The following is a 24,176-nucleotide window of genomic DNA, read 5'->3' as shown; positions in this document are numbered from 1 at the left end:
GCCGGCCCGCAGCGCCCGCGCGGCGCAGAGCGAGGGCGGTCGCAAGGGCGGCGCCACCCGCACCCCGGCGAAGACCGCTGCCGCGCGCAGCAACGGCAGCAAGGGCACGGCGACCCGCAGCGCCGCGGGCACCTCGCGTCGGGCGGCGACGGCGACACCGAAGCGGGCCGCGACCACGACCGCGAAGCGCGCGACCGGCACGGCCGCCAAGCGCACGGCGGCGACGCCGGCCAAGCGCGGCGCCGCGACCACCAAGCGCGCGGCGGCACCGGCGAAGCGCGCCGCGGCCACGCCGGCCAAGCGCGGCGCTGCGACCACCAAGCGTGCCTCGGCGACGCCGGCGAAGCGCGGCGCGGCCAGCCCGACCAAGCGCGCCGCGGCTCCCGCGAAGCGTGCGAGCAGCACGGCGAAGCGGAGCACGGCCACGCCGGCCAAGCGCACCACGGCCACCCCGGCGAAGCGCGCCACCGGCACGGCCGCAAAGCGCGCCACCGGCGCGGCCGGCAAGCGTACCGCCGCCACCCCGGCGAAGCGCACGGCACCGCCCGCCAAGCGGGGCGCCGCCGCGCCGAAGCGGACCGCCAAGGCTGCGCCGGCGCCGAAGCGCACCGCCGCCGGCGCGGCGAAGGCCAAGCCCGCGACCCGTGGCGCCGCCGGCCGCACCGCGGCGGCGGCCAAGGGCGGCCGCAGCAGCAGCCCGCGCAAGCGCGGCTGACGGGCCAGGGGCGGGGGCCTGCCGGGTCCCCGCCCCGACCACCGGCATCAGGCCGGGCGGTTGCCCCTTGAGCCACGCTGGAATGTGCTAATGATGGGGCCGACCGGCCCGATCGGCCTCAGACCTGGCCTCCAGACGCGGCCCCAGAGAGCGAACCCGCCATGCTGCATGCGACCACCCCGGCCGATGACCTGATCTTCGGCCTCACCCATGTCGTCGACCTGCCCGGGCTGACCGCGGCCGGTGGCCTGCCGGTCAGCGCCGAGGACATCGCCGCCATCATCGGCGAGGCGGAGCGCTTCTCCCGGGACATCCTCTGGCCGCAGGCCCAGGCCGCCGACCGGCAGGGCGCGGTTTATGAGAACGGCGTGGTCCGGGTCCCCGCCTCCTACCGGGAGGCCTATCGCGGCTGGATCGACGGCGGCTGGCAGGGCCTGGCGGCCCCGGCCGAACTCAACGGCATCCCGATCGGCGGCCAGGAACTGCCGCAGGCCCTGTGGATGGCGGTCTCCGAGCTGGTGACCAGCGGCGACATGGCCTTCAGCCTCTGTCCGCTGCTGACCGCAGGCGCCATCGAGGCGCTGGTGCAATTCGGCACCCCCGCCCAGCAGGAGGCCTGGCTGCCGAAGCTGGTCTCCGGCGAATGGACCGGCACCATGTGCCTGACCGAGCCGCAGGCCGGCAGCGACCTCTCGCAGGTCCGCACCAAGGCGGAACCCGATGGGATGGGCGGCTACCGGATTACCGGCCAGAAGATCTACATCACCTGGGGCGACCACGACCTGACGCCCAATACCCTGCACCTGATCCTGGCCCGGTTGCCGGATGCGCCGCCGGGCACCCGGGGCATCAGCCTCTTCGCCGCGCCCAAGGTGCTGCCGGACGGCACCGCCAATGCCCTGCGCTGCGGCGGGATCGAGAGGAAGCTCGGCATCCACGCCTCCCCCACCTGCGTGATGCTGTTCGAGGGGGCCGAGGCGCAGCTGGTCGGCGAGCCCAACCGCGGGCTGAATGCCATGTTCGCCATGATGAATGCCGCCCGGCTCGGCGTCGGCGTCGAGGGCGTGGCCCAGGGCGCCCGGGCCCTGGCCCTGGCCGAGGCCTATGCCGCCGACCGCGTCCAGGGCGGCATCCCCATCGACCGCCACCCCGACGTGGCGCGGATGCTGGCGGAGATGCGCGCCATCACCCTGGCCGGCCGGCTGCTGGCGCTGGAGGCCGGGGCGGCGCTCGACCGGTCCCGGCTCGCCGGCGCGACCGAGGCGCGCGTCGCCCTGCTGACCCCCATCGTCAAGGCCTGGTGCACCGACCGCGGCGTCGATGTCGCCAGCCTCGGCATCCAGGTCCATGGCGGCATGGGCTTCGTCGAGGATACCGGCGCCGCCCAGGTGCTGCGGGATGCCCGGATCGCCCCGATCTACGAGGGCACCAACGGCATCCAGGCGATCGACCTGGTCACCCGCAAGCTGTTCCGCGACGGCGGGGCGGAGATGCGCGCCGTCATCGCCGAGCTCCGCGCCGCCGATCCGCGCCTGGCCGCCGCCGCCGACTCCCTGGAGCGGGCGACCGCCTGGATGCTGGACCGTGGCCAGAAGGACGCCGCCGCCGCCCAGGCCTCGGCCGCCGCCTACCTGGATGCCGCCGGCTGGACCCTGGGCGGCTGGATGCTGGCCCGGGCCGCGGCCGCGGATGCCCGCTATGCCCCGCTCACCACCTTCTACCTCGCCCGCCTGCTGCCCCGCGCCGCGGCCCGGCTTGCGGAGATCGAGGCGGCTGATAGCCTGCTTGCGCTGCTTCCGGCAGCGTGAGGGTCGCCCCGGTTACCGTTTTATCGCAGGCTGGCGGTCTTGCGGTTGATGCGACCCGACGCATTTGGCCCAAGACCGTCATTAACCTGAAGTGCATGGACGTCGATCGCGCATGAATGCACCGTTTGCCGCTCCTGCCCTCCAGGCCAGCCGACCGCGGGTGGCCATCATCGGCGCCGGTCCGGGCGGGCTGGCGGCTGCCATGCTGCTCGCCGCCCAGGGCGCCCGCGTCACGATCCACGAGAAGGATGCCGTCGTCGGCGGCCGGACCCGGACGCTGACAACCGAGCAGGGCTACCGCTTCGACCTGGGCCCGACCTTCTTCCTCTATCCGCGCATCCTGTCGGAGATCTTCTCCAGCTGCGGCGCCAGCCTCGAGGAGGAGGTGAAGCTCACCCGCCTCGATCCGCTGTACCGGCTGGTCTTCGAGGGCTCCGCCACCATCGATGCCACGCCCAATCTGGATGCCATGGAAGCGGCGATCCGCCGCCTCGCCCCCGGCGACGAGCGCGGGCTGCGCCCCTTCATGGAGGAAAATCGCCGCAAGCTGGCGGCCTTCCGCCCGGTGCTGGAGAATCCCTTCGCCTCGCCCACGCGGTTCATGTCCCCGGGCGTGCTCAAAAGCCTGCCGCTGATGCGGCCGCACCGCACGGTGGACGAGGATCTCTCGCGCTACTTCCAGGACCCGCGGGTGCGGCTGGCCTTCTCCTTCCAGACCAAATACCTCGGGATGAGCCCGTTCCGCTGCCCCAGCCTCTTCACCATCCTGTCCTTTCTGGAATACGAGCACGGCGTCTTCCATCCGGAAGGCGGCTGCGGCGCCGTCTCGGATGCCATGGGCCGCGTCGCCGAGCGCCTCGGCGTCGATATCCGGCTGAACTCGCCGGTCGATCAGGTGGCCTTCAAGGGCCGCCGCGCCGTCGGCGTCGATGCCGGGGGCATCCACCATGCCGCCGATGCGGTGGTGGTGAATGCCGATTTCGCCCATGCGGTGCCGAAGCTCATCCCCGATGCGCTGCGCAAGCAATGGCCGGACAAGCGCATCAACGCCGCCCGCTTCTCCTGCTCGACCTTCATGCTCTACCTCGGGATCGAAGGCACGCTGCCGGATGTGGCGCACCACACCGTGCTGCTCTCCGAGGATTACCGCCGCAATATCCAGCAGATCGAGACCGGGGAGATCCCCGATGTCCCGAGCCTTTATATGCACAACCCGAGCGTCACCGATCCCAGCATGGCGCCGCCCGGCCATTCCAGCCTCTATGTGCTGGTGCCGGTGCCGAACATGCGGGATGCCGAGGCGCATGGCTTCGACTGGGAGAAGGAGGCGCAGCGCTACCGCCGCCTCGCGCTCGACCGGCTGAAGCTGCTCGGGGTGCACGACATCGAAAGCCGCATCCGCTACGAGCGCATGGTCACGCCGCGCGAGTGGCGGGACGAATATGCGGTCGGCTTCGGGGCGACCTTCAACCTCTCGCATGACCTCGGGCAGATGCTCTGCTTCCGGCCGCGCAACCGCTTCAGCGACCTGCAGAGCCTCTACCTCGTCGGCGGCGGCACCCATCCCGGCAGCGGGTTGCCCGTCATCTACGAGGGCGCGCGGATCACCACCGGGCTGCTGGCGCGGGACCTAGGGCTCGGCGCGGTGCCGCAGGGCACCGGCTTCTCGGAGATCGCGCCGACCTACCAGGCGGCGCGCTGAACCCGCGCCCCGGCGTGACAGACTGAATTCCGGCCCGGCGACGTGGCCTGGGGAGAGAACGGCATGGTTTCGCATGTTGTGGTGGTGGGTGGCGGCCTCGGTGGCCTGGCGGCAGCGGCGACCGCCGCGGCGCGCGGGCACAAGGTGACGCTGCTCGACAAGAACCCATGGCTCGGCGGCAAGGCCGCGGTGCTGCGGCTGCCTGCGCCCGGCGGCGCGGCTGGCACCAATGGCGGCGAGTTCCGGTTCGACATGGGGCCGACCATCCTGACCGTGCCGCGCGTCCTGCGGCGTATCTTCGCCGAGGCCGGGCGAGACCAGGCGCAGGACCTGCCGCTGATCCGGCTCGACCCGCAGTGGCGCTGCTTCTTCGAGGACAAGACCCAGATCGACCTGATCGAGAACGTCGATGCCATGGCCCGCGCCATGGACGGCTTCGCCCCGGGGACCAACCAGGGCGAAGGCTACAAGCGCTTCCAGCAGGTGGCGAAGAATCTGCACGAGATCTCGGAGAAGTTCTTCTTCTGGAAATCGGTCGAGGGCCTGACCGATACCATCGACATGAAGTCCAACTTCGCGCCCAACACCATGCGGGACGTCATGGCGCTGCGCATGGGCCGGACCGTCGCCAAGATCATCCGCGGCCATGTGCCGGATGCGCGCCTCGCCCAGATGCTCGACCATTTCTGCCAATACGTCGGCTCCAGCCCCTATCTCGCCCCTGCGGTGCTCTGCTCGATCGGCGACATGCAGGCGAGCGAGGGCATCTGGTACCCGAAGGGCGGCACCCGCGCGGTGGCCGAGGGCCTGGCCAACCTAGCCGGCTCGCTCGGCGCCGATCTGCGCCCCGGCGTCGAGGTCACCGGTTTCGAGGTCGAGAACGGCACCATGAAGGCGGTCCGCACCGCCGGCGGCGAGCGCATCGCCTGCGATGCCGTCATCTCCAACATGGACGCGATCCGCACCTACAAGGAGCTGGTCGGCGGCCCGGTCGGTGAGAAATACGCGAAGAAGGGCTACGAGCCGGCGTGCTCGGGCGTGGTGCTCTACCTCGGCCTGAAGAAGCGCTACGACCACCTCGCGCACCATTGCTTCGTCTTCTCCCGCGACGCCGAGGAGGAATTCGACGCCATCTACAAGCGCGGCGTGCCGGCCCCGGACCCGACCGCCTATCTCGCGGCGCCCTCCTGCTCGGACGACACCGTGGCGCCGGAGGGGGGCGAGGCGCTCTATGTCCTGGTCCATACCCCCTACCTGCGGCCGGGCCACGATTGGTCGAAGATGTTCGCCCCCTACCGCCAGACCATCCTCGACAAGCTGAAGCGCACCGCCGGCATGGAGGACATCGAAGAGCGCATCGTGGTCGAGGGCGCGCTGACGCCGGTCGACATCCATGAGCGCTACAAGGTGCTGAACGGCGCCATCTACGGGCTGGCCAGCCACGGCGCCTTCCTCGGCGCCTTCAAGCCGGGCAACCGCTCGCGCCAGGTGAAGGGGCTCTACCTCGCCGGCGGCGCGGCGCATCCGGGCCCCGGCATGCCGATGGTGATGATGAGCGGCTGGATCGCCGCCGACAGCCTGGACCAGGATCTCGGCGGCCGGGGCATGAGCGAGGCGGCGCGCGAGGCCGGCCAGCGCGATGCGCTCAGGGTGCCGCTGGCCGCCGAATGACCGCCGCAGCGGAGGGGCCGGTCGAGCTCTTCTCGCCGGCCCGCTTCGGCTTCTTCCGCTTCATTTTCGGCCGCTTCGCCGCCAAGCATCTGCGCGCCATCCGCCTGGCCGCCTGGGGCGCGCCGCAGCCCGGCCCGCCCGGCAGCCCGCTGGTGATCTACGCCAACCACCCCTCCTGGTGGGACGGCGTCGCCTTCATGATCCTCTCGACCGAGCTGCTGCCGGGGCGGCGCATGTTCATCCCGATGGATGCCGAGGCGCTGGCCCGCTACGGATTCATGCGCCGCATCGGCGTGTTCGGCGTGGAGGCCCATTCGGCCCGCGGCGCCGTCGGCTTCCTCCGCACCGCGCAGGCGGTGCTGTCCGATCCCGGCCACATGCTGTGGATGAACGCCCCGGGCCGGTTCTGCGACGTCCGTGAACGGCCGGTGCCCATCGCCCCCGGCCTGGTCCGCCTGGCCGAGCTGGCGCCGAACGCCCGCTTCCTGCCGCTGGCCATCGAATACCCCTTCTGGACCGAACGCTCGGCCGAGATGCTGGCCGGCTTCGGCCCCCCCATCGAGGCCGCGACCCTGGCCGGGCTGGACCGGCCGCAGCGCGCCGCGGCCCTGGCCCGGGCGCTGGAGGGCACCATGGACCGGCTGGCCGGGGATGCCATCGCCCGTGATCCCGATCGTTTCCGACCGGTATTGCGGGGACAAAACGGCATGGGCGGCATTTACCAGGGCTGGCGCCGGGCCCGCGCGATCCTACGTGGAGAAGAATTCGATCCGCGGCATGACCCGCGGGCCGGCGAGTAGGACCACCGGCGAACGAGACCAAAGGGGGGCGGGACATGGGCTGGGCTTGGCTGACCCTCGCGCTGGCGGCGTTGCCGGCCATCTTCGGCGTGGTGAACCTCCTCCTGCTGCCGCGGCTGCGCGCGCCGGCGGGCGGCAGCCCCGGGCGGCTCGTCTCCATCCTGATCCCGGCCCGCGACGAGGCCGGCAACATCGCGGCCTGCCTGGAGGCGGCGCTCTCCAGCCGCGGGGTCGAGGTCGAGGTGGTGGTGATGGACGACGGCAGCCGCGACGGTACCGCCGCGATCGTCGCCGGCCTCGCCACGGCCGATCCGCGCATCCGCCTGCTGCAGGCACCGCCGCTACCCGCCGGCTGGACCGGCAAGGTGCATGCCTGCGCCCGCCTCGCCGAGGCGGCGCGCGGCACCCACCTGCTGTTCATCGATGCCGATGTCCGGCTGGCCCCGGAGGCCGCCGCCGCCATGGCGGACCACGCGGTCGCCCGCGGCATCGCCATGCTCAGCGGCGTGCCGCGCCAGCTCATGGGCTCGCTGGGGGAGGCGCTGACGGTCCCGGCCATCAACCTGCTGCTGCTCGGCTACCTGCCGGCCGGCGGCCGCGCCTTCACCCGCCGCGCCGATCTCGCCGCGGCCTGCGGCCAGCTCATCCTCTGCGACCGCGCCACCTATGAGGCGGTGGGAGGGCATGGCGCCGTCCGCGAGGTGCTGCACGACGGCCTCGCCCTGGCCCGGCGCTTCCGCGCCGAGGGCCACCGGACCGAGGTGGTCGACGGCGCCCCGCTGGCCACCTGCCGGATGTACGGTGGCTTCGGCGAGGCCTGGGCCGGCTTCGTGAAGAATGCCCGGGAGGGGATGGCGACGCCGCTCGGCCTGCCGATCTGGACCGTGCTGCTCTCGGGCGCGCATCTCTGGCCCTGGGCGCTGCTGCCGGCGCCGCCCGCCATCGCCGCCATCCTGCTGATGCTCGCCCTGCGGGCGGCCATCACCTGGCGGGCGCGGGAGCCCTGGTGGACCGTGCCGCTGCACCCGCTGACCGTGCTGGTGGCGCTGGCGATCCAGTGGACCGCGCTCGGGATGTGGGCCATCGGCCGCCCGGCGGGCTGGAAAGGACGCGCATATCCGGCCACAAAGGCGGCATGAGCAGCGCCGCCACGGTCATCCCCAACCGGGACCACGACACCGAGAATTTCCCCACCGCCTCGCTCATGCTGGCGCGTCCGGTGCGCGCCAGGGTCATGGCCTTCTACCGCTTCGTCCGCACCGCCGACGACATCGCCGACAGCGACGCGCTGGATCCGGCCGAGAAGCTCGCCCGGCTGGACGCGATGGAGCGCAGCCTGGATGATCCGGGCATCCCGTTGAACCGGCTTTCGGTGGGCACCGGGGAGGCGCGGCTGATGCTCTCGGCCTTCCGCCAGGATGCGACCCAGGCTCGCTACGCCGATTGGGCGGCGCTCGAGGACTACTGCCGCCGCTCGGCCGACCCGGTCGGGCGGATGCTGCTGCGGCTGCACGGCGATGGCGACAACGGGGCGGCCAATGCCGCCGCCGACGGGCTCTGCACCGCGCTGCAGGTGCTGAACCACCTGCAGGACCTGGTCCCCGACCGGGCGGCGCTGGACCGGGTCTACCTGCCCACCGCCTGGATGGACCTCGCCGGCGGCGAGGCCGGCTTCTTCGACCCCGGCAATGCCCTGCGGCGGCGGGAGGTGCTGGATTCGGCGCTCGACCGCGTCGAGGAACAGCTCGATCGCGCCAGCGCCCTGCCGCGGCTGCTGCGCGCCCGCCGCCTCGCCTGGCAGAGCACCGTCACCATCGCCCTGGCCCGGCGGCTGCTGGCGAAGCTGCGCGCCGCCGACCCGGTGCTCGGCCGGGTGGCGCTGGGCAGGCTGGATTTCGCCCGGGCCTTCGCCTCGGCGCCGGGCCTCGGCCCGCGCGACGCGCCCGTCGTCGCCGCCCGGGTCTCCCGCGCCGGGTCGTCCTTCGCCCGCGGCATGGCGGCGCTGAAGGGGGAGCGGCGGCGGGCGCTCTGGGCGGTCTATGCCTTCTGCCGCTCGGTCGACGACATCGCCGACGGCGCCATGCCGGAGGCCGAGAAGCGCCGCTTCCTGGCCGACTGGCGTGGCAAGCTGACGGCGCCCGACTGCGTCCTCTCGCGCGAGCTGGCATGGGCACGCACGGCCTATGGCGTGCCGCTGGCGGAATGCGAGGCCATGGTCGCGGGGATGGAGACCGATGCCGGCGACCGCGTCCGGCTGGCGACCGAGGCCGAGCTCGACCTCTATTGCCGCCGGGTCGCCGGCAGCGTCGGCGCCATGGCGGTCCGCATCTTCGGCGCGCCGGAGGCCGAGGGCTTCGGCCTGGCACTCGGCCATACCTTCCAACTCACCAACATCCTGCGCGACGTGGACGAGGACGCCCTGCGCGAGCGGGTCTATGTCCCGCTCGACCTGCTGGCCGAGTCCGGCATCCCGGATGGCCCCGCCGCCGGCATCGTCTCCCACCCTGCCTTCGCCGCCATCTGCGCCCGGCTCGGCGCCCGTGCCCAGGCCGGCTTCGCCCGGGCGGAGGCGGATATCCGCCAGTACAGCCCTGTCGCGCTGCGCCCCGCCGCGGTCATGGCCTGGGGCTATCGCCGGCTGCTCGATAGGCTGGTGGCGCGCGGCTGGGAGGGCGCGCGGCCACGGCCGCGGCTCACCACCGGCGAGAAGCTGCGGATGGCCTGGATGGCGATCGGCCGCGGATGACCTTCCATGTGATCGGTGCCGGGGTGGCCGGGCTTGCCGCCGCGCTGGCGCTGGCCGACCAGGGCCGCCCGGTGGTCCTGCATGAATCGACGCCCCAGGCCGGCGGCCGCTGCCGGGCGCTGCCGGACGGGACCGACAACGGCACCCATGCGCTGCTCGGCACCAATACCGTGGCGCTGGGCTTCCTGAAGCGGATCGGCGCGGCGGAGGGCTGGGTCGAGCCCGAGCCGGCCGGGCTGCCGGTGCTGGATGCGCGGGACGGCCGGGCCTTCCATGTCGCGCTTTCCCCGTTTGCCTGGGGCAATCCGGCGCTGCGCCCGCCGGGCTTCTCCGCCGGGGCGCTGATGGCGCTGGCGCGGATGGCGCTGCCGGGGCGGGACCGGGCCATCGGCCCGGCCATGGCCGCCCACCCGGCGTTCCTCCGGGGCTTCGTCGATCCGCTGGTGGTCGCGGCGCTGAATACCCCGGTGGTGGAAGCCTCCTCCCGCCGGCTCGGCGCCGTGCTGCGGCGGATGGGCGGGCGGGGCGCCTGCCGGCTGCTGGTCGCCCGCGACGGGCTCGGCCCCGACCTCGTCGCCCCGGCGCTGGCCGCGCTCGCCGCCGCCGGGGCCGAGGTCCGCTTCGGCGCCCGGCTGCGCCGGCTGGTGCAGCAGGAGGGCCGCGTCGCCGCGCTCGATTTCGGCGAGGAGGCCATCCGCCTCGGCCCGGAGGACCGCGTGCTGCTCGCCACCCCGCCCTGGGAGAGCCAGCGCCTGCTGCCGCACCTGCCGGTGCCGGAGGGTTATGCCCCCATCGTCAACCTGCATTTCGCCCGCCCCGGACCGGGTCCGGTGCGTTTCCTCGGCCTGCTGGACGCGCTCTGCCAATGGGTGCTGGTGCGCCCGACCGGGGTCAGCGTGACCGTGAGCGCCGGCGACGAGGCGGCGCGGACCGACCAGGATCGGTTGGCACCCAAGGCCTGGGCCGAGCTGCGCGCCGCCGCCCTGGCCTTCTGCCTGCCCGGCGACTGGCCGGAGGCGGCGCCGCCCTGCCGGGTGGTCAAGGAACGCCGGGCGACGCCGCGCCACACCCCAGGCCCGCCGCCCGATCCGGCCCGGCTGCCGCTGCCCAACCTCGCCCTGGCCGGCGACTGGACCGACACGGTCCTGCCCGCCACCATCGAGGCCGCCATCCGCAGCGGCCAGGCCGCGGCGCAAGCCCTTGTGCGCTGACCCCGCCGCGGCGCTCGCCGCCCTCCGCGCCGCCGAGGCGCGCGACGGACCCCTGCCGCAGGCGCTCCGCCGCAGCCTGCTGGAGCGCCTCGCCGCCACCCTGCTGGCCCGGGCCAACGACATCGCCGCAGCCGTCGATGCCGATTTCGGCGGCCGCTCCGCCGAGGAGTCGCTGCTCGCCGAGGTGAAGCTGGTGGTCGACGCCGCGCGCCATGCCCGCCGCAACCTGGGCCGCTGGGCCCGGCCGCGGCGGGTCGGCGTGCCCTTTCCCTTCTGGCCCGCCCGTGCCCGGCAGGAGCCGGTGCCGCTCGGCATCATCGGCATCATGGCGCCGTGGAACTACCCGGTGCAGCTGGCCCTGGGGCCGGCCGTGGACGCGCTGGCCGCCGGCAACCGCTTCGCGGTGAAGCCCTCCGAGGCCACCCCGCGCACCGCCGCCCTGCTGGCCGGCCTGCTCGAGGAGGCGCTCGGGCCGGACATCGTCCGGACCGTCCAGGGCGGACCGGAGGTCGCCGCCCGCTTCGCCGGCCAGCCCTGGGACCACCTGGTCTTCACCGGCGCCACCGAGACCGGCCGCCTGGTCATGCGCGCCGCCGCCGCCAATCTGGTGCCGCTCACCTTGGAGCTGGGGGGCAAATGCCCGGTCGTGGTGCTGCCTGGGGCCGACCTCGCCCGCACCGCCCAGGCCATCCTCGCCGGCAAGGTGGTGAATGCCGGGCAGACCTGCATCGCCCCGGACACCGTCCTGCTGGTCGGCCACGCCCGGGACGCCTTCCTCGAGGCCTGCCGCGCGGCCGGACCGGGCCTGCCCGAGACGGTGGTGGTGAACGATCGCCAGGCGGCGCGCCTCGACGCCCTGCTGGGCGGGGCGACCGTGACCCCGCTCGCCGCCGCCGGCGCCGGCCGGCACCGTGCCCTGGCGATCGCCGAGGCGCCCCCCGGCCATCCCCTGCATGCAACCGAGATCTTCGGTCCCGCCCTGGCGCTGGTGCCCGTGCCGGACCTGGCCGCCGCCATCGCCTGGATCGCGCTGCGGCCGGCGCCGCTGGCCATCTACCTGTTCGGCGCCAACCGGACGGAGGCTGCCATCGTCGCCGCCGGGACCCGCAGCGGCGCCATCGTGGAGGGACGCTGCATCGAATACGCCGCCTTCCCGGCGCTGGCCTTCGGCGGCGTCGGTGCCTCCGGCTTCGGCCGGCGCAACGGCGAGGCCGGCTTCCTCGCCTTCAGCAACCTCCGCGCCCGGGTGGAGCACGGGCCCTGGAGCCTGTCCCGGCTGCTGGACCCGCCGCGCGATGCCGGCGCCCGGGCCCTGGTCCGCCGCATCCTGCGGTAGGAGCGCCGGGCCTGGCCCCGTGCCGGGCACCCATCTCCCCCGCACCCTGCCTGCCGCGGGCCGCCCCACACGGGCGGTTCCTGCCCGCTATCCAGGCGCGACGGGCGGTCCCGCGGGAAGCCGGCAGGTATAGAAATTCAAAGATGCGGCGTGATGACCCGGGAAGTAGAAAACATTCCGGAAGGCTGGCTAAAGGAAACGTGTTTCAAAAACGGAACCGTGCGGTTTACGGCAGTACTGATGTCGGTAGCTTGCCGCACAAGGCTTTTGCAGCCGCCCTCTTGCGCGTCAGGTCATTCAGCGATGTGGCATTCATGAAAGGCGGCTTGGCCGCCTTGGCTTGGCTTGTGCCCTCCCTGGCCCTGGCGTCTCCCGCTCCCTCCCGCCCTCCGTCGCCCGGGGAGACGTGCCTGGCCGCGATCCAGACGTCCGAGCGCCAGCAGCGCCTGCCGCCGCAGCTGCTCCGCAGCATCGCCGTGGTCGAGAGCGGGCGGCCCGATGCGGCCACAGGGCGCATCCTGCCGTGGCCCTGGGCGATCAACGTCGCCGGGACCGGCTACTTCTTCGCCAGCAGCCAGGACGCCGTCGCCGCGGTGCGGGACTTCCAGGCCAAGGGGGTCCGCTCGATCGACGTCGGCTGCGCCCAGGTCAACCTGCTGCACCACCCGACCGCCTTCGCCTCGCTCGAGAGCGCCTTCGACCCGGCGGTCAATGCCGACTATGCCGCGCGCTTCCTGAAGGCCCTCCATGGCGGCACCGGCAACTGGCCGTTGGCCGCCGCCGCCTATCATTCGAAGGTCATGGAACGCGGCCTCGCCTATGCCCGGCGGGTCCTGGCGGTCTGGCCGCATGCCGGTCGCTACGGCCAGCTGCCGGCCACCGTCACCGCGGCGGCGGCGACGCCGGCCGCGCCATCCACCGACTACAGCATGTACACGCCGGAGTTCGCCGCCCGGCTGCGCCGCATGGACGAGGACCGGGGGCGCCACGGCGGGGCCGGCAACGTCATCGAACTCGCCTGGGCCACCCGGCTGCCGGGCCTGCGCCTCGCGCCGCCGCCCTAGACGACGGCCGGGGCCGGCAGCCCGATCGGCACTTCGAGGTCGCAGATGAGGCCGTCCGGCCGCCAGGCCTGGGTCGCCCGGCCGCCGAGCTGGCCGCGCACGGTGCCATCCAGCACCCGGCCGCCGAAGCCCTGGTGCGTCGGCGGCGCCATGATCGGCGGGCCGCCGGATTCCAGCCAGCGCAGGCGCAGGAGAGCCGGCCCGGAGGATTGCGCCTCGACCCGCCAGGAGACGCAAAGGCGCCCCTCGGGCCGCGACAGGGCGCCGTACTTCAAAGCATTCGTGGCCAGTTCATGGGTCGCCATGGCCAGCGGCTGGGTGGCCAGCGCCGGCAAGGCGACCGGCGGTCCCTCGAACGCCACGCGGCTCCCGCCCTCCCCCAGGAAGGGGGTCAGCTCGCCATGCAGCAGCGTCCGCAGGTCGGTGCCGGCCCAGCGGTCGGCCGCCAGCAGCGTCTGCGCCCGGGCCAGGGCGGCGACGCGGCCCTTGATCGCCGCGACGTAGCTCGGGACGCTGTCGGCCCGGGTCAGCCGCAGCATGGCCTGGACCACGGCCAGGGCATTCTTGGCGCGGTGGTCCACCTCCCGGGACAGCAGGGCCTGCCGTTCCTCCGCCCGCTTGCGGTCGGTGGCGTCGAGCGTCACCCCCGCCAGCCGGACCGCGGTGCCGTCCGCGGCGCGCACCGGCTGGCCGCGAACCTGGACCCAGCGCAAGGTGCCGTCGGGCCAGATGATCCGGTACTCGATGTCATGGTCGCTGCCCCGGGCGATCGAACGTGCCAGCGCGGCCTGGACCCGGCTGCGGTCATCCGGATGGATGGCGGCGCAGAGGCCGGCATAGGTCAGCACGGCCCGGGCGGGCTGGCCGAAGATCGTGCGGCAGGTCGCCGAGGCCTGGAAGACCTTGGTGCGGAGGTCGAGCTCCCAGGCCCCGAGCCGCCCGGCCTCGAGCGCCAGCCGCAGCCGGGCCTGGCTCTCGCGCTGGTCGCGCCGGGACTCGGCGTCGGTCAGGGCGCGGGAGACCGCGAAGGGCAGCCGCGCCAGGCGCTGCTTGACCACGTAGTCGGTCGCCCCCTGCTTGACCGCGTCGACCGCGGCTTCCTCGCCCAAGGTGCCGGAGACGAAGATGAAGGGCGTCTCCGGCACCAGCCGGACCGCGAGGTCGAGGGCATCGAGGCCGTTGAAGTCCGGCAGGACGTAGTCGGCGAGGATCAGGTCGAAGTCATGCCGGGTCAGCGCCGCCTCGTAGGCGGTGCGGGTGGTCACCAGCACGACCTCGCAGGGGATGCTGGCGCGCGCCAGATGCGCCGCCACCAGCTCGGCGTCGATCAGGCTGTCCTCGAGATGCAGAATGCGGCGGGTGTCGGTCGTGGATGGCCGGGCGGTGCCATCAGGTGTCATCGTGGATCCCATGCTGGCTGGCCCGCTCCGGCGGGGGTTCGTTCAACACTGCCCAGAAGGCGCCGATGTCGCGGATCGCCTCGAAGAACTCGCGGTGCCCGACCGGCTTCACCACGAAGGCATTCACCCCGAGCCCGTAGCTGCGGATCAGGTCCTGCTCCTCGCGGGAGGAGGTCAGCATCACCACCGGCACGCTCCGCGTGCGCGGGTCCTGCCGGATCCGCTCGAGCACCTCGAGCCCGTCGACCCGCGGCAGCTTGATGTCGAGCAGCACCACCGCGGGCGACTGGGCGGCGGTGCCCGGCGCATTGCCGCGGCGGAACAGGATGTCCAGCGCCTCGACCCCGTCGCGGGCGACCACGACCGGATTGGCCAGCCTGCTGCGCTCCAGCGCGACCAGGGTGAGTTCCACGTCGTTCGGGTTGTCCTCCACCAGGAGGACCGGCCTCAGCAGCGTCATGTCATACCACCTCCTGCGGGGGCACGCTGCGCCGCGGCAGCGTGAACCGGAAAACCGCGCCCTTCCCGGGCTTTGCATCCGCCCAGATCCGTCCGCCATGCCGCTCGACGATGCGCTGCACGTTCGCCAGGCCGATGCCGATGCCCTCGAATTCCTCGGCCCGGTGCAGGCGCTGGAACACCCCGAACAGCTTGTGCGCATAGGCCATGTCGAAGCCGGCGCCGTTGTCGCGGACGTGGAAGACGAACTCCTCCGCCGCGGTCTCGCAGCCGACCTCGATCACCGCCTCGGGCTGGTTGCGGGTGTATTTCAGCGCGTTCGACAGCAGGTTCTGGAAGACCTGCCGCAGCATCGCGGGATCGGCCTGGACGACCGGCATCGGGCCTATCCGCCACGCTACCGCACGGTCGGCCTGCTCGAGCGTGAGGAGCCGGCGCGCCTCGGCGACCAGCACGGCCGGGTCGAATTCCACCTGCACCAGCGCCGCCCGGCCCATCTGCGAGAAATTCAGCAGCGCATCCACGAGCCGGCCGGCGGTCGCCGCCGCCTCGACGATGGTTGCGACATAGCGCCGGCCGCGCTCGGTGAAGCGCTCGGCCTCGGTCTCGCGCAGCAGTTCGGCAAAGCCGACGATGTGACGGAAGGGGGCGCGCAGGTCGTGCGAGACCGAGTAGGAGAAGGCTGCCAGCTCCCTGTTCACCCGCTCCAGCCGGCCGCTGAGTTCGGCGCGTTCCTCGGCGCTGCGGAGCACCACGCCGATGATGGCGTTCCGCAGGTTGCGCGCTGCCTCGACCTCCGCGGCGCTCCAGGGCAGGGCCCGCCAGCGCACGGTCTCGGCCCAGCTGCTGAAGGAGGTCCGGGGGCTGAGGCGGCCCGATTGCTCCTGCGGTGTCTTCCGGGGGTCGCCGCCCCAGGTAACGGTGCGGATCACTTCCGGCCGGAACCAGAGCACGAAGCTGGAATGGATCTGCGACACCGAGATCGCCAGTAGCCCGCTGGCGATGCCGGCGATGTCCCGGGCCAGGGGCTGCAGGACCGACAGGGCATTGGTGTCGAGGACAGGCTCCTGGCCGCGCTGCGCCAGCCATTTGCCCAGGCGCCGCACCTCGGCCTCCGTCGGCGTCGCCCCGACCAGGGTGCAGCGGTCGCCCGCCAGCACGGCCGCGCCCGTGGCGCCGGTGAGGGCAAGGAGGTCGCCCGGCGCGGCCAGCAGGCCGTCCTCGAAGTGGTCGGTGCCGGTCATGCGGGCCAGCAGCCGCCCCTCCAGCCCGGTCAGCCTGGCGCGCTCCTGCACATGCGCCATCTCCTCGCGGGCGGCCACGCGGACCGAGAACATCTGCGCCAGCAGGTCGCAGGCGTTCCGGATGGCGAAGGAGACCCGGCGGGGCACGGCATGGTGGCAGGAGACCAGCCCCCAGAGCTGGCCGTCGCCGCGCTGGATGGAGATCGACATGGAGGCGGGGCTGCCCATGTTGCGCATGTAGTCCCGGTGCACAGGCGAGACGCTCCGCAGGTTGGCGAAGGTCAGGTCGAGCGGCGGCCCTGGGCGCTGCGCCAGGATCGGCACCTCGCGGTAGTCGACGTCGGCGATGAGCCGCTGCGGGTTGAGCTCGTAGAGGCGTCGGGCCTGGGCCGGGATGTCGGAGGCCGGGAACCGCAGCCCGAGGTAGGACGGCAGGCGGTCGCCGCGGTCCTCGGCGATGACGGTCCCGTCCCAATTCTCCTCGAAGCGGTAGACCAGGACGCGGTCGAAGCCGGTGATGCGGCGCACCTCGGCCGCCGCGGTGTCGGCGAGGTCCTGGACTGAGGCGGCGCGGCCGAGGCGGGCGAAGGCGTCGCGCACCCCCGGGTAGAGTTCCTCGAGCGTGAGCCTGCCGCCGCCGACCGCCTCATCCGCCGCCTCGAATTCGAGGATGCCGTGCCCATCCGGAGCGCGGTGGCCGATGACGTGGAAGGCTTCGCCCGAATGCATGCGGACCAGGCCGAGTTGCAGCGGGCCGGCGGCGGGCAGCTGGCGGAACCCGTCGCGCAGCACCTCGCCCGTGGCGCAGGCGAGCACGCGGTCGAGCGCCTGTCCGAAGGCCGCCTCGACGCTGCAGGTCAGGATGGCGTCGGCGCCGGCGCTGATATGGGTGAGCTGCGTCCCCCCCGCCGCCATGGCCAGCAGATGGCCGTGCGGCTGGATGCTGCCGGGCGTGTGGATCGGCTCCTGGTCGCAGTCCCGACTCGAGTCCGGCATGGGAGCGGGGCCATCCTGGGTCACCGGCCGGATCCTGTCGGCCGGGGCGTCGAAGGCTGGGTGTCAGGGAGCATGATGCCCTTGGCGGCCGGTGGGGATTGCGGAAGGCGATGACCGAACTGCCTGTCCCACGGCAAGGATGCGCTCCAGGGTTGATGTAACCTCTGAATATGCACCCGCGTACCAAACGTCCAGTATTCTTGCAGCATTTCCGCTTGCAAACCGGTAATGGCGGCGGAGCTCGTAACGATATGAAAACACAAAGGCATTCGATATTGATCGAGAGTGTTGTAATGCTGCCTGGGGCGTCGCCGCTGGAATATGCGGGAATGTATTATTCCTGCCATCAGTATTTTTAATTGGCGCAGAGTTAAAAAGACGACGGATTCCAAAACTGTTGGAGGGCATTCAAAAAATATCAATCACTATAATTGAAACAGTGTGATACGGCAGTTGTTAGCCTGTCCGTGAGGACAGGGCACTGCCTTGATCGTTTATGCCGGGGCGCAGCGGGACACCACATGGGGGCCGCCAGGCCGCAGCCCGGGCATCCCGCCAGCGGCCGGTGGCGGCGCGGGGCACGGTCCTGCCAGGGTCCGAGTCGCCAGGCGACCCGCCCGGGGGCGCATGCCCTAGCCCCGCCGCAACCAGCGCCGCAGCTTGCCCAGCAGGCCTTCGCCCTGGCCCTTCGCCTGGGCCCGCTGATGCGTGACATGCGGCCGCCGGGCCGGTGGGGGCAGGGCGCTGGCCACCGTATGCCGCCCGGTGTCGCGGGCCGCGATCAGCCGCAACTCCAGCCCGACCACCTCGGCCACCGCCTCGGCGGCCTCCTCCCGCCGCAACCCGCTGACCACGCCTTCCGCGGTCGCCGCCGCATCCTCCCAGGCCTCGGCCCGGCGGAGGGCGTCGATGATGCGGACGGTCTGCTCCTGGTCGAGCGGCGGGCCGCCGCGCCACAGCGCCACCGCTTCCAGCCGCCAGTGCCGGGCGAGCTCCTCCAGCCCCAGGTCATCCGCCACCCAGGCGGCATGCAGCGTCGCCTCGGCCGCGGCATGCATCGCGCCGGTCTCCTCCAGCACATGCGCCCAGCCGAGGAAGCGGCGCGCCAGCGGCGGATAGCTGGCCTCGGCCATCAGCGCCCGGAACGGCGCCGCGGCCACCGCCTGCGCCGCGGCCGGATGGGCGCGGGTGATGTTCGGCGCGGAATAGCCGCAGCTCGGGCACTGCTGCAGCCAGCGCGGCATTGTCGACCGCACCGGCTCGCCCGGCCGCAGGTCGAGGTCCGGCGCCTGCTCGGGCGGGCCGGGGCGGAACGGCGGCTGCCGGCTGCCGGTGCCGCAGACGGCGCAGCGCGGCAGGGCATCGGCCGGCGGCAGGGGGGATTTGGCAGGCGAGGGCTGGGCCATTCCCGGCAAGTTAGGCATGCCCGGGCCAAAGGCGAAGAGGCGGGAGGGCCCGCACCCGGCCGCGATGTCCCGATTTCGTCATTTTCCGGCCCGGACGGCCGATAGCGGCCCCTGCCGGGCGATGCGGCTGTTGCCCCGGAGGCCTTGCCCAAGGATATTGCGCGCATGCCCCGTGGCGACCTTTTCCCCGACATCGCACCTTTCGAAACCGGCCTGCTGCCCCTGACGGGCGGCCATGTCATGTACTGGGAGCAGGTCGGCAACCCCCGCGGCCAGCCCGCCCTGTTCCTGCATGGCGGCCCCGGCGCGGGGGCCGGCGCGGTGCACCGGCGCTTCTTCGACCCCGCCCATTGGCGCGTCGTCATCTTCGACCAGCGCGGCGCCGGCCGGTCCCGCCCGCTCGGCGAGCTGCGGGAGAACACCACCCCGCACCTGGTCGAGGACATCGAGACGCTGCGGCGCTTCCTCGGCATCGAGCGCTGGCTGCTGTTCGGCGGGTCCTGGGGCAGCACCCTGGCTCTGGCCTATGCCCAGGCCCACCCCGAGCGCGTCACCGGCTGCGTGCTGCGCGGCGTCTTCCTCGGCCGGCAGACCGAGGTGGACTGGTTCCTCACCGGCCTTCGCCGGGTCTTCCCCGACGCCTGGGCGGCCTTCGCCGAGCATCTGGCGCCGGAGGAGCGCGGCGACATGCTCGGCGCCTACCTCCGCCGGCTGTGTGACCCGGACCCGCTGGTGCACCTCCCGGCGGCGCGGGCCTGGTCGCAATACGAGGGCAGCTGCTCCACCCTGCTGCCCAGCCCGGAGACGGTGGCGAGCTTCGCCCAGGACCGCACCGCCCTCGGCCTCGCCCGGATCGAGGCGCATTACTTCGCGCATGACCTGTTCCTGCCGAAGGCCGGGCTGCTCGGCCACATGGACCGCATCGCCCATATCCCGGCCGAGATCGTGCAGGGCCGCTACGACATGGTCTGCCCGGCCGAGACCGCCTTCGAGCTCGCCGCCGCCTGGTCCCGGGCCCGGCTGACGGTGGTGCCGGACGCCGGGCATTCGGCGCTGGAGCCGGGGGTGCGGACCGCGCTGGTCAGCGCGGTGGAACGGTTCCGCCGGCGGGGCTGAGGCCCCGCCGGCGCGCGGCTACCCCGCCCGCACCAGCACGTGCCGCTTGCGGCCGAGCGAGAGCTTGGCCGCGCCGTCGCGCAGATCCGCCGGGGTGACCTCCAGCGCCGGGTCGGTGACCGCGGCATCGTTCAGCCGGATGCCGGATTGCGCCACCAGCCGCCGCGCCTCGCCCTTGCTTTTCACGAAGTCGGCGGCCAGCAGCAGGTCGAGCAGCCCGGCCGGCAGGCTGGCGGTGATGCTCGGCAGGCTCGCCGCCGCCTCGCCCTGCTCGAAGGCCAGCCGCGCGGTCTCGGCCGCCCGCTCCGCCGCGGCGCGGCCATGCAGCAGGGCGCAGGCCTCGGTCGCCAGCACCTTCTTCGCCTCGTTGACCTCCGCCCCGGCGAGCGCGCCCAACCGGCGGACCTCGTCCATCGGCAAGTCGGTGAACAGCGCCAGGAAGCGGCCGACATCGGCATCCTCGGTATTCCGCCAGAACTGCCAGTAGTCGTAGGGCGAGACCCGCTCGGCGTTCAGCCACACCGCACCGGCCGCGGTCTTGCCCATCTTGATGCCCGAGGCGGTGGTGAGCAGCGGGGTGGTGATGCCGAAGGCCTCGGCGCCGTCCATGCGGCGGCAGAGCTCGACCCCCATGACGATGTTGCCCCACTGGTCCGACCCGCCCATCTGCAGGGTGACGCCATAGGCCCGACGCATCGCGGCGAAGTCGTAGCTCTGCAGCAGCATGTAGTTGAATTCGAGGAAGCTGAGATTCTGCTCCCGGTCCAGCCGCAGCTTCACGCTGTCCATGGTCAGCATGCGGTTGACGCTGAAGTGGCGGCCGACGTCCCGCAGGAAGGGGATGTAGCGCAGCTCGTCCAGCCATGCGGCATTGTCGAGCATGATGGCGTCGCCCGGGCCGTCGCCGAACCGCAGGAAGGCGTCGAAGACGCGGCGGATGCCGGCCTTGTTCCGTTCGATCGCGGCGTCGTCGAGCAGCGGCCGCGCCTCGTCCCGGAACGAGGGGTCGCCGATCTTAGTGGTCCCGCCGCCCATCAGCGCGACCGGCTTGTGGCCGGTGCGCTGCATCAGCCGCAGCAGCATGATCGACACCAGATGGCCTACATGCAAGCTGTCCGCCGTGCAGTCGAAGCCGATATAGCCTGACACCACGCCGGCCCGCAGCTTCGCGTCCAGCGCCTCCGTATCGGTGACCTGGTGGATATAGCCGCGCTCATGGGCTTGGCGCAGGAAGTCGCTGGTCGGGCCGCTCATCGTGGTGTCCTCAACTGGCCCGTGGCAGTTTTGGGTTGGCACGGGGGGCGTCCCCGTAGCACACCCAACCCATGCTTAGAACAATCGGGCTGATGAGCGGCACCTCCCTCGACGGTGTCGATGCCGCCTGGGTCGAGACGGATGGCGAGGCGATCGGCCGGATCGGCCCGGCGCTGACCCTGACCTACGACCCGGCGCTGCGCCGCGACCTCCGCCGGCTGCTCGACTTGGCGCCGACCCTCGATAAGCCGGACGACCCCTTCCTGGCCGATTGCGTCCGCCGGCTGACCGAACGCCATGCCGAGGCGGTCGCCCGGCTGCGCGAGCAGTCCCGGGCGCAGCTCGGGGAGGATGCCGACCTGGTCGGCTTCCACGGCCAGACGATCCTGCATCGCCCGGCCACCAGCCGCCCTGCGGCCGGCGATCCGGCCGACGCCTCCGGCTTCACCTGGCAGGTCGGCGATGCCGGGCTGCTGTCCCGGCTGTCCGGCCTCGCCGTCGCCTACGACTTCCGCAGCGCCGACGTCGCCGCCGGCGGCCAGGGCGCCCCGCTGGTGCCGGTGGTCCATGCCGCCATGGCCGCGACCCTGCCCAAGCCGCTGGCGGTGCTGAACCTCGGCGGCGTCGGCAACGTGACCTTCATCGGCCGCGACGGCGCGCTGGTCGCCTTCGACACCGGCCCGGCCAATGGCCCGCTGGACGACTGGACGCGCCGGGCAACCGGGCGCGACTACGACCAGGACGGCGAGCTGGCCTTGGCCGGCACGGCCGACGGCGCCGTGCTGGGCCGGCTGATGGCGCATCCCTACCTCGCCGCGCCGCCGCCCAAATCGCTGGACCGGCTGGATTTCGACCGGGCGTTGCGGGAGGCCGGGGCGGGGGAGCTCTCGCCCCAGGACGGCGCGGCGACGCTCGCCACCTTCTGCGCCGTCTGCGTCGCCGCCGCGGCGCGGCACTTCCCGGAGCCGCCGCTGCAATGGCTGGTCGGCGGCGGCGGCCGGCGCAACCCCGCCATCATGCGGGCGCTGGCCGGGGTGCTGGAACAGCCGGTGCGGCCGGTCGAGGTCGCCGGCTGGAACGGCGACGCGCTGGAAGCCCAGGCCTTCGGCGTGCTGGCCGCCCGGGTGACCCGCGGCCTGCCGCTCACCTTCCCCGGCACCACCGGGGTGGCGCAGCCGCTGGCCGGCGGCCGGGTCATCGGCGTGCCAGCCTAGCTAGTCGGCCGCCGCCGGCGCGTCCTTCAGCCAGGGCCAGCGCGCCAGGGTCACCGGGCTGTCCGGCGCATAGGCGATGCAGCTGCCGACCAGCGCCGGGCGCTGGCGCCCGACCGCCTCGCCGGCGGCGCGCCTGCGTTCCAGCTCGGCCCGCTCCTTGGCGGCGCGGATCGGGTACAGCGTCTGGTAGGCCACCGTGGCCATCTGCCCGAGCACCTCGCGCAGATGGGTGCAGCCCTGGACGCCGCCGACCCGCTCGTTCACCGCCCGGTTGAAGCCGGGGCCGATCTTCAGCCCGGCCAGCCGGCTGAAATTCGGCGCCGCGCCGGGGCACATCTCGTAGGGGGTATGGTCGGAGGCGGCCTCGCAGGCCACCACCTCCATGTCCTCCCGCACCGTCAGCCGCAGCCACATGCCGTGCAGCGGCTCGCCCGGCTGCATCAGCCCACGGTTGTCGTTCTCGAAGGGCTGGGCCTTGGTGTCGACCAGATGCGCCTCGATGTCGAAGAGCCCGTCGGCCCGGTGGTAGCCACGCAGCTGGATGTCCCGCAGATGCAGCAGGTCGCGGTCGGCGGGCGTGGAAAGCGGCATGGCACCATCCTGTTGTGCAGTGCGATAGATCGTCATGCCATGCGGCCGACAGGTTGCATAGGGTGCTACCCAATCCGTGTACCCGCCGCCGCATGGGTGGGTCCCGCGGTGGCCAGGGGGGAGGGGGTTGCCCCGGCGGCACCCCTCGGGCGAAAACCCCCCGCGGGGCGCATCCGGGCTGGCGACCCTCGCAATCCCGGAGCCTCGTCGCTTGGTCACTCTCCTCCATGCCTAGGGGCCCGATGAACCGCACGCTTCGCATCGCCATCGGCAGCGTGGTCGTCGCCTGCGCCGTGCTGGCGCTGAAGCTGGGGGCCTGGGGGCTGACCGGCAGCGTGGCCCTGCTGGCGGATGCGCTGGAAAGCGTGGTGAACGTCGCCGCCGCGGTCGCCGCCCTGGCCGCGATCCGCTTCTCCGCCCTGCCGGCCGATGCCAACCACCCTTATGGCCATACCAAGGTGGAGTATTTCTCCGCCGTGCTGGAAGGCGCGCTCATCGTCATCGCCGCGGTGGCCATCCTGCACGAGGCCTGGGGCGCCTTCCTCCGCCCCCGGGCGCCGGATGCGCCGATCCCCGGCCTGCTGATCTCGGCCGCCGCCACCGCTCTGAACGGCGCCTGGGCGGCCATGCTGTTCCGCCAGGGGCGCGTCGCCAAATCCCCCGCCCTGGTCGCCGCCGGGCACCATCTGGTCTCGGATGTGGTGACCTCGGGCGGCGTCATCATCGGCGTCGGCCTGGTGGCGCTGACCGGGCAGCTCTGGATCGACCCGGCGCTGGCCGCGCTCACCGCCCTGAACATCCTGTGGTCCGGCGGCCGGCTGATGCGCGAGAGCGTCGGCGGGCTGATGGACGAGGCGGTGGAGCCCGGCCTGCTCGCCCGCATCCGCAGCGTCGTCTCGACCAATGGCGAGGGCGCGATCGAGGCACATGACATGCGCACCCGCCACGCCGGGCGGCTGACCTTCATCGAGTTCCACCTGGTGGTCCCGGGCGAGATGACGGTCGAGGCCGCGCACGGCATCTGCGACCGGATCGAGGCAGCGCTGAAGGCCGAGGTCGAGGGCGCCACCATCACCATCCACGTCGAGCCCGAAGGCAAGGCCAAGCACCGCGGCGTCCTGGTGCTGTGACCCGGCCGGCGCCGGTCCCGCGGCCACCGGACGGCCCCGCGGCGACGGCGGCGGCCCGGGATCCGCGGTTCCCCGCCCGCGGGGCGTTCCAGGCCAGCCTGCTGTCCCTCCTGCTGCACGGCGCCGTGCTGGGCGGGCTGCTGTGGCAGCGGCCGCGGCAACCGGCGCCGCCGGCGGAGAACTCGGTCGAGGTCGTCTGGCAGGAGCAGGTCGGCGAGGCCCCGGGCGAGTCCGGCGAGCCGCAGCCCCCCGCCGCGCCTGAGATCCCCGAGGCCCCGCCGCCCGCACCCCTGGCGGAGGCCCCGCCGCCGCC

At 73.0% G+C, this 24,176-nt stretch carries 19 protein-coding genes and 1 pseudogene; 13 read left to right on the top strand and 7 right to left on the bottom strand.

Translation table 11 applies throughout. The features are described 5' to 3' along the window. On the bottom strand, positions 1-705 hold a 705-nt coding region (locus QWZ14_RS30965; protein ID WP_290320942.1), incomplete at its 3' end, for a hypothetical protein. 171 nt (positions 706-876) lie between these two features. On the opposite strand from QWZ14_RS30965, the gene QWZ14_RS30960 reads away from it, so the two are divergent. The 9 genes from QWZ14_RS30960 to QWZ14_RS30920 all read left to right on the top strand — a co-directional run bounded on the left by QWZ14_RS30960 (position 877) and on the right by QWZ14_RS30920 (position 13,053). Beyond that, a complete protein-coding gene (locus QWZ14_RS30960; protein ID WP_290320941.1) occupies positions 877-2,523 on the top strand; it encodes an acyl-CoA dehydrogenase family protein in 1,647 nt (548 codons plus the stop codon). 160 nt (positions 2,524-2,683) lie between these two features. Beyond that, positions 2,684-4,225 carry a phytoene desaturase family protein gene (gene crtI / locus QWZ14_RS30955; RefSeq protein ID WP_290320940.1) on the top strand — a complete coding sequence of 514 codons (1,542 nt, stop codon included), beginning with the start codon at positions 2,684-2,686 and terminating at the stop codon, positions 4,223-4,225. Between the two features lie 63 nt (positions 4,226-4,288). Then, a complete protein-coding gene (locus QWZ14_RS30950) occupies positions 4,289-5,896 on the top strand; it encodes a phytoene desaturase family protein (RefSeq protein ID WP_290320939.1) in 1,608 nt (535 codons plus the stop codon). Continuing rightward, positions 5,893-6,696 carry a lysophospholipid acyltransferase family protein gene (locus QWZ14_RS30945; RefSeq protein ID WP_290320938.1) on the top strand — a complete coding sequence of 268 codons (804 nt, stop codon included), beginning with the start codon at positions 5,893-5,895 and terminating at the stop codon, positions 6,694-6,696. Before QWZ14_RS30950 ends, QWZ14_RS30945 begins: the two co-directional genes overlap by 4 nt. Before the next feature lie 35 nt (positions 6,697-6,731). Continuing rightward, complete coding sequence (locus tag QWZ14_RS30940; RefSeq protein WP_290320937.1) at positions 6,732-7,835, top strand: glycosyltransferase; 1,104 nt, start codon at positions 6,732-6,734, stop codon at positions 7,833-7,835. After that, positions 7,832-9,442, top strand: a complete 1,611-nt coding sequence (locus tag QWZ14_RS30935) for a squalene/phytoene synthase family protein (protein WP_290320936.1) — start codon at positions 7,832-7,834, stop codon at positions 9,440-9,442. Before QWZ14_RS30940 ends, QWZ14_RS30935 begins: the two co-directional genes overlap by 4 nt. Then, complete coding sequence (locus QWZ14_RS30930; protein WP_290320935.1) at positions 9,439-10,653, top strand: hydroxysqualene dehydroxylase; 1,215 nt, start codon at positions 9,439-9,441, stop codon at positions 10,651-10,653. Before QWZ14_RS30935 ends, QWZ14_RS30930 begins: the two co-directional genes overlap by 4 nt. Further along, positions 10,643-11,989, top strand: coding sequence for an aldehyde dehydrogenase family protein (locus tag QWZ14_RS30925; RefSeq protein ID WP_290320934.1), 1,347 nt, complete (start codon positions 10,643-10,645; stop codon positions 11,987-11,989). Before QWZ14_RS30930 ends, QWZ14_RS30925 begins: the two co-directional genes overlap by 11 nt. A 335-nt stretch (positions 11,990-12,324) precedes the next feature. Next, a complete protein-coding gene (locus QWZ14_RS30920) occupies positions 12,325-13,053 on the top strand; it encodes a transglycosylase SLT domain-containing protein (protein WP_290320933.1) in 729 nt (242 codons plus the stop codon). Here QWZ14_RS30920 and QWZ14_RS30915 read toward each other — a convergent pair. The 4 genes from QWZ14_RS30915 to QWZ14_RS30900 all read right to left on the bottom strand — a co-directional run bounded on the left by QWZ14_RS30915 (position 13,050) and on the right by QWZ14_RS30900 (position 18,558). Then, entirely contained in the window at positions 13,050-14,453 is a 1,404-nt protein-coding gene (locus QWZ14_RS30915; protein ID WP_290320932.1) for an HWE histidine kinase domain-containing protein, read from the bottom strand. The genes QWZ14_RS30920 and QWZ14_RS30915 overlap by 4 nt on opposite strands. Further along, positions 14,443-14,913, bottom strand: a complete 471-nt coding sequence (locus tag QWZ14_RS30910) for a response regulator (RefSeq protein WP_290320931.1) — start codon at positions 14,911-14,913, stop codon at positions 14,443-14,445. The genes QWZ14_RS30915 and QWZ14_RS30910 overlap by 11 nt, the downstream gene beginning before the upstream one ends. Before the next feature lies 1 nt (position 14,914). Continuing rightward, a complete protein-coding gene (locus QWZ14_RS30905) occupies positions 14,915-17,152 on the bottom strand; it encodes an ATP-binding protein (RefSeq protein WP_290320930.1) in 2,238 nt (745 codons plus the stop codon). 632 nt (positions 17,153-17,784) lie between these two features. Next, positions 17,785-18,558: a hypothetical protein gene (locus tag QWZ14_RS30900; protein WP_290320943.1), complete on the bottom strand. Its 774-nt coding sequence runs from the start codon at positions 18,556-18,558 to the stop codon at positions 17,785-17,787. Between the two features lie 165 nt (positions 18,559-18,723). Between QWZ14_RS30900 and pip the strand changes: the two genes are divergently transcribed. After that, positions 18,724-19,674, top strand: a complete 951-nt coding sequence (pip, locus tag QWZ14_RS30895) for a prolyl aminopeptidase (RefSeq protein WP_290320929.1) — start codon at positions 18,724-18,726, stop codon at positions 19,672-19,674. A gap of 18 nt (positions 19,675-19,692) precedes the next feature. Here the strand turns inward: pip and tyrS are convergent, their stop codons facing one another. Beyond that, complete coding sequence (gene tyrS / locus QWZ14_RS30890; RefSeq protein ID WP_290320928.1) at positions 19,693-20,928, bottom strand: tyrosine--tRNA ligase; 1,236 nt, start codon at positions 20,926-20,928, stop codon at positions 19,693-19,695. A gap of 71 nt (positions 20,929-20,999) precedes the next feature. On the opposite strand from tyrS, the gene QWZ14_RS30885 reads away from it, so the two are divergent. Continuing rightward, complete coding sequence (locus QWZ14_RS30885) at positions 21,000-22,142, top strand: anhydro-N-acetylmuramic acid kinase (protein WP_290320927.1); 1,143 nt, start codon at positions 21,000-21,002, stop codon at positions 22,140-22,142. On the opposite strand, the gene QWZ14_RS30880 is transcribed toward QWZ14_RS30885, so the two are convergent. Next, positions 22,143-22,733 (bottom strand): DUF2889 domain-containing protein, encoded by a 591-nt coding sequence (locus tag QWZ14_RS30880; protein ID WP_290320926.1) that lies wholly within the window; start codon positions 22,731-22,733, stop codon positions 22,143-22,145. 242 nt (positions 22,734-22,975) lie between these two features. Here QWZ14_RS30880 and QWZ14_RS30875 point away from each other — a divergent pair, with 242 nt between their 5' ends. Beyond that, positions 22,976-23,863: a cation diffusion facilitator family transporter gene (locus QWZ14_RS30875; RefSeq protein WP_290320925.1), complete on the top strand. Its 888-nt coding sequence runs from the start codon at positions 22,976-22,978 to the stop codon at positions 23,861-23,863. Then, positions 23,860-24,176, top strand: a pseudogene (locus tag QWZ14_RS30870) (hypothetical protein); the annotation flags it as partial. The gene QWZ14_RS30875 and the pseudogene QWZ14_RS30870, both read left to right, overlap by 4 nt.

The organism is Paeniroseomonas aquatica, from assembly GCF_030409335.1.
Taxonomy (GTDB): Bacteria; Pseudomonadota; Alphaproteobacteria; order Acetobacterales; family Acetobacteraceae; genus Belnapia; species Belnapia aquatica.
The sequence above is the reverse complement of the archived record's forward strand: the minus strand, read 5'-3'. Positions and strand labels throughout refer to the sequence as shown.